We start from the raw sequence: 4,872 nt of genomic DNA, 5'->3' as shown, positions 1-4,872 counted from the left end.
GGCGTTCGGCGGCCCAGCAGCCGATGATGTTGTCGAGTTCGTCCTGGTTGCGGCCGCGTGCGACGTGCGTGGCGAACCGGTCGTCGGTGGCCAGCTCCGGGCGCCCCATCGCCTTACACAGCCGGGCGAACACCGTGTCCTGGTTGGCGGCGATCACCACCCACGAGCCGTCGGCGCTGCGGTAGATGTTGGACGGGGCGATGCCCTCGAGCCGGGTGCCCGACGGGCCGCGCACCACGCCGGCGACGTCGTAGTCCGGAATCGTGGATTCCTGGACGGCCAAACAGGATTCGGTGAGCGCGACGTCGACCACCTGGCCGCGCCCGGTGATGCTGCGGCGGTACAGCGCGGCCAGCGCGCCCTGGGCGCCGAACATGCCGGCCAGGCTGTCACCGAGTGAGAGCGCCAGCCGGGGCGGCGGGCCGCCGGGAAAACCGTTGAGGTGTCGCAGTCCGCTGGCCGCCTCGGCGACCGAGGCATAGCCGGCCTTGGACGCGTCGGGCCCGGTCTGTCCGTAGCCCGACACCCGAACCAGGATGATGCCCGGATTGCGGTCACTGAGCACGTCGTAGCCCAGATTCCATTTCTCCAGGGTCCCGGGGCGGAAGTTCTCCACCACGATGTCGGATTTCTCGACGAGCTCACAGAACAGTTCGCGGCCCCGGGGGCGGCGCAGGTCGAGGGTGATGGCCCGTTTGTTGCGCGCGTGCACCGTCCAGAAGACGTGCTGTCCATCGACTTCGGCCTGACCCCAGGTGCGCAACGGGTCCGGCGCCTTGGGCAGTTCCACCTTGATGACGTCGGCGCCCATGTCGCCCAGCAGCCGGCCGGCGAACGGGCCGGCGATCAACGTGCCGAGTTCGAGCACCCGGACGCCGTCCAGCGGTCCCGTCGAGGCCGGTTGGCTCATTCTTTGCTCGCGAAATCGTGCCGGATCAGCCAGTCGGTGACGATGGTGACGGCCGACCGTAGCGCGTCTCGCTGGCCGGGGCCCGCGTAATAATGTGTGGCGCCGGGGATTTCGTGTATCTCCTTATCGGGGTGCCCGATCGCTTGAAAAAGCCGTCGGGTGTGGCTGGGCGTGCAGGCGTCGTCCGCCAGATTACCGATCACCAACGCCGGGATCGCGATGTCGGGTCCGCAGGACACCGCGTCGCCGCGGGCGTCGTCGTAACTCCACTGCGAGAGCCAGCCGCGCAACGTGGAGAACCGTGCCAACCCGACGGGACTCATGTTCACCACTTGAGGATCCCCCAGGTAGCACGTCCCCGGGGCGCGTTCGTTGGGATCGACGGCCGGATCCAGCCAGCGCGGGTCGGCCATGGTGCCGTGGACGACGAACCCGAACTCGTCATCCGGTCGGCCGGCGGCTTTCAACTCGGCCAACTTGTCTTTGACCCACGCGGTGATACGGCGGTTGCGGGCGATCTGTGCCTGGCGGTACCGGGCCAGGAATTCCTGGCTGTAGGGCGGCTGGTTCGGGTTATCGGGGTTGTACAGGTCCAGCTCGGGATCGCGCTTGGTGGGGTCGGATTCGTCGAGGATCGACGCGTCCAGCCATTCGGTCAGCGTGCCGTGCCGGCTGATGTGCGCGGCGAGCAGCATGATGCCGTCGGCGGCGGGCAGGTCGAGTGTGGTCAGGTCGGGGCCGTCACCGGTCGGGCTGGACGTGATGGTCGGATTCTGCGCCTGCTGCTGGTAGAACACCGACAGCGAGCCGCCGCCGCTCCATCCGGCCAGTACCACTTTGGAGTAGCCGAGCCGCTTCTTGGCGTCCTTGATGCACTCGCCGAGATCCTCGACCACCTTCTCCATCAGCAGCGCCGAGTCGGTGCCGCGGAAGCGGCTGTTGCAGTAGATGACGTGATGACCGGCCCGGGCCAGGGCGTTGATCATCGGCAGGTAGGCGCCGCCGCCGATCGGGTGCATGAACACCAGCACGGTGTCCGACGGATTGTCCTTCGGCTGGAGCAGGTAGCTTTCCAGCACGGTGATCTCGGCCAGGCCGCCGTAGACGTCCCGAACACCGGAATTGTTCTGGAAGGCAACGAGGTACGGGATCCGGTCGTATTCGTGCTTGGTCGGTTTCACCGCTTGCGTCATCAGTGTTGTCCTAGGTCGTGGGCCAGCACCTCGGCCGACGGGCTCAGCCGCCGCCGGGTGTCGATAGCGATCACCTGCCAGTCGACGCGGGAGTACTCGTCGAACTTGCGACGCGCTCGCTCGCGCGCTTTCTCCGGTGCGCCGTGGTGAACTCCTTGCGGCGCATGTGAAATCAAACCGGGTGGCATCGGGATGCCGTAGAGCGAGCCGCCGTGGAAGAAGGCGACCTCGTCGTAGTCGACGTTGCGGTGATACCACGGTGTGCGCTCGGTGCCCGGGATGCCTTCGGCGGGCTTGGGCAAAAAGTTCATCACGTAGACGCCGGTGGCCTGCATGAACAGGTGCACGGTCGGCGGCAGGTGGACGCTGTCGGAGGTGACGACGTTGTAGTCGGCGATATTGAACGTGAACGCGAAGTTGTCACCGCGCCAGCCTTCGACGTCGAGCGGATTGTGTTGGTAGAACAGCGTTGTCGGGCCGCCTTCATGGATGAGCCGGACCTCGTACTCGCGTCCGGGCTCGTCGTCGGCGGGCGCCGGCTCGGGGATGACGACCTGCGACGGGTCGAACGGAAAGTGGCGGCCCAGCGCGCCGGGCGGCGGAACCCGAAACTCGTCGCCGGCCTCGATCATCAGCATCGTGGTCGCGCCTTCGGCCGAGGGGTCGGGCAGCTGGCGCCAGGTGCACGCCTTCGGGATGTACAGCCAGTCGCCCACCCGATAGCGCAGCGGCCCGAACTCGGTCTCGACCAGCCCGCTGCCCTGGTGCACGAAGCACAGCAGGTCGCCGTCGACATGACGCGCGTAGAACGGCATCGGCTCATGGCGACGGCTCAACAGAATTCGGCAGTCGTCGTTGCTGAACATCAGCAGCGGCCCGCCATCGGCGTCGGTGGCGTCGGTGGGCTTGAGCTCGCTGGACAGCACGTCGACGGGGCGCAGCGGGCCGACCGACCGGTAGGCGGTGGGGTCGTTACGCCGGTAGAGGTTGGCGGTGCGGCCGGTGAATCCGCCGCGGCCCAGCTCGTCGTCCTTGAGCCCGTCAAGGTCGGCGTGAAGCCGGCGCGGGGTTCGGCCTTTCCGCAGGTGCACAAAGGATTCCATGGACGGCTCCTCTGATGGGGACGAGCTCGGTGGTCACAAAACTGAAAGTGACATTACTTTCTCTTTTTCGCCCGCACAAGACGGGGATCGCCACCATCCGCCGGTCAAGCGCGGACGCGCAGCACGACTTTTCCCTTGGCGGTGCGGTTCTCCAGCGAGGCGACCGCGGCCGCGGCTTCTTCCAGCGGGTAGGTCGCCGGCTCGGGCGGGGCCAGCTCCCCGGAGGCGAGCAGTCGCTCGAGTCCGGCCCACTGCTCGCCCAGCGCGCCCGGATGCGTCCCCGCCCAAGCGCCCCAACCCACACCGACGACGTCGATGTTGTTGAGCAGCAATCGGTTTACCTTGACGGTGGGAATCTCTCCGCCGGTGAACCCGACGACCAGCAGCCGTCCGCCCGGAGCGAGCGAGCGCAGGGAATCGGTGAACCGGTCGCCGCCGACCGGGTCGACGACGATGTCGACGCCACGGCCGTGGGTCAACTCCTTCACCGCGTCCTTGAACCCATCGGCCAGCACCACGTCCGTCGCCCCGGCGGCCGTCGCGACGTCCGCCTTGTCCTGCGTGCTGACCACGGCGATGGTGCGCGAGGCCCCCAGCACGGGCGCCAGCCGCAACGCCGAGGTGCCGATACCGCCGGCCGCGCCGTGGACCAGCACCGTCTCGCCGCGCTGCAGCCGGCCCCGCACGGTCAGCGAGAAGTACACCGTCAGGTCATTGAAGAGCAGGCCGGCGCCCGCCTCGAAGCTCACGTTGTCGGGCAGCTTGAACACCCGGTCCGGGGCCAGCACCGCGACCTCGGCCATGCCACCGGACAGCATCGTGAGACCGACAACCCGGTCGCCGGGACCCACGGGCGCGCCCTCGGGTGCCGAGCGGACCACGCCCGCGATCTCGGCACCGAGCACGAAGGGCAACTCCGGGCGGTATTGGTACAGGCCCCGGGTGAGTAGGGCGTCCGGGAACGCCACCCCGGCGGCGTGCACGTCGACGACGACCCCGTCGCCCGCCGGTTCGTCGATGTCGGTCAATTCGACCGCGTCTGGACCATCGAGCCGGGTCACCCGTACCGCGCGCATGCCACCTCCGTCGTCGTTGCCCTCGGATCAGGCGCCTGGCCAGCCTACTGCCGGCTCAAAATCCGCCCGCGACCCGCACCACGGCCCGGCCGGAGAACGTGCCGGCGCGCAGCTGATCGATCACGCCGACCACGTCCTTCACGTCGACGTCGGCGACCAACGAGTCCAGGTGACGCGGCCGCAAGGAATCCCCCAGCCGGCCCCACAGCGCGCGCCGTGGCCCGATCGGCATCAGTACCGACTCCATCCCGAGCAGCGCCACACCGCGCAGGATGAACGGCAGCACCGTGGTGTGCAGGGCCGGACCGCCGGTGAGACCACTGGCCGCCACCGCGCCGCCGTAGTCAACGGTGCTGAGCACGTCGGCAAGCGTCGCCCCGCCCACGCAATCCACCCCGCCCGCCCAGCGCGCCTTGCCGAGCGGCCGCGGCCTGGCGTCGGGATCGGCCGGCAGCCGGCCGATAACCTCCGCGGCGCCAAGGGCTTTCAGCCGGTCGCCGGCCTCGGCTTTGCCGGTCGAGGCAACCACCCGATACCCGGCGGCCGCCAGCAGGTCCACGCTGACGGAGCCGACACCGCCGGTGGCCCCG

General features: G+C 68.8%; 5 protein-coding genes. All 5 read right to left on the bottom strand.

From position 1 onward, the window contains the following. Positions 1-910 (bottom strand): CoA transferase (locus Q0W90_RS23230; protein ID WP_297776899.1); only part of this gene is annotated, 910 nt, incomplete at its 3' end. Then, positions 907-2,103 (bottom strand): alpha/beta fold hydrolase, encoded by a 1,197-nt coding sequence (locus tag Q0W90_RS23225; protein WP_297776897.1) that lies wholly within the window; start codon positions 2,101-2,103, stop codon positions 907-909. The genes Q0W90_RS23225 and Q0W90_RS23230, both read right to left, overlap by 4 nt. Further along, complete coding sequence (locus Q0W90_RS23220; protein WP_297598016.1) at positions 2,103-3,206, bottom strand: homogentisate 1,2-dioxygenase; 1,104 nt, start codon at positions 3,204-3,206, stop codon at positions 2,103-2,105. Before Q0W90_RS23220 ends, Q0W90_RS23225 begins: the two co-directional genes overlap by 1 nt. 104 nt (positions 3,207-3,310) lie before the next feature. Beyond that, on the bottom strand, positions 3,311-4,282 hold the full coding sequence (locus Q0W90_RS23215; protein ID WP_297598017.1) for an NADPH:quinone oxidoreductase family protein: 972 nt from the start codon (positions 4,280-4,282) through the stop codon (positions 3,311-3,313). 55 nt (positions 4,283-4,337) lie between these two features. Further along, positions 4,338-4,872 (bottom strand): zinc-binding dehydrogenase (locus Q0W90_RS23210; RefSeq protein WP_297776894.1); only part of this gene is annotated, 535 nt, incomplete at its 5' end.

It is taken from the genome of Mycobacterium sp. (genome assembly GCF_025933915.1).
Taxonomy (GTDB): Bacteria; Actinomycetota; Actinomycetes; order Mycobacteriales; family Mycobacteriaceae; genus Mycobacterium.
The sequence above is the reverse complement of the archived record's forward strand: the minus strand, read 5'-3'. Positions and strand labels throughout refer to the sequence as shown.

Coding starts and splice junctions, on each gene's coding strand:
- Q0W90_RS23225 (WP_297776897.1), bottom strand. CDS start 2,103: ATGACGCAAGCGGTGAAACCGACCAAGCACGAATACGACCGGATCCCG.
- Q0W90_RS23220 (WP_297598016.1), bottom strand. CDS start 3,206: ATGGAATCCTTTGTGCACCTGCGGAAAGGCCGAACCCCGCGCCGGCTT.
- Q0W90_RS23215 (WP_297598017.1), bottom strand. CDS start 4,282: ATGCGCGCGGTACGGGTGACCCGGCTCGATGGTCCAGACGCGGTCGAA.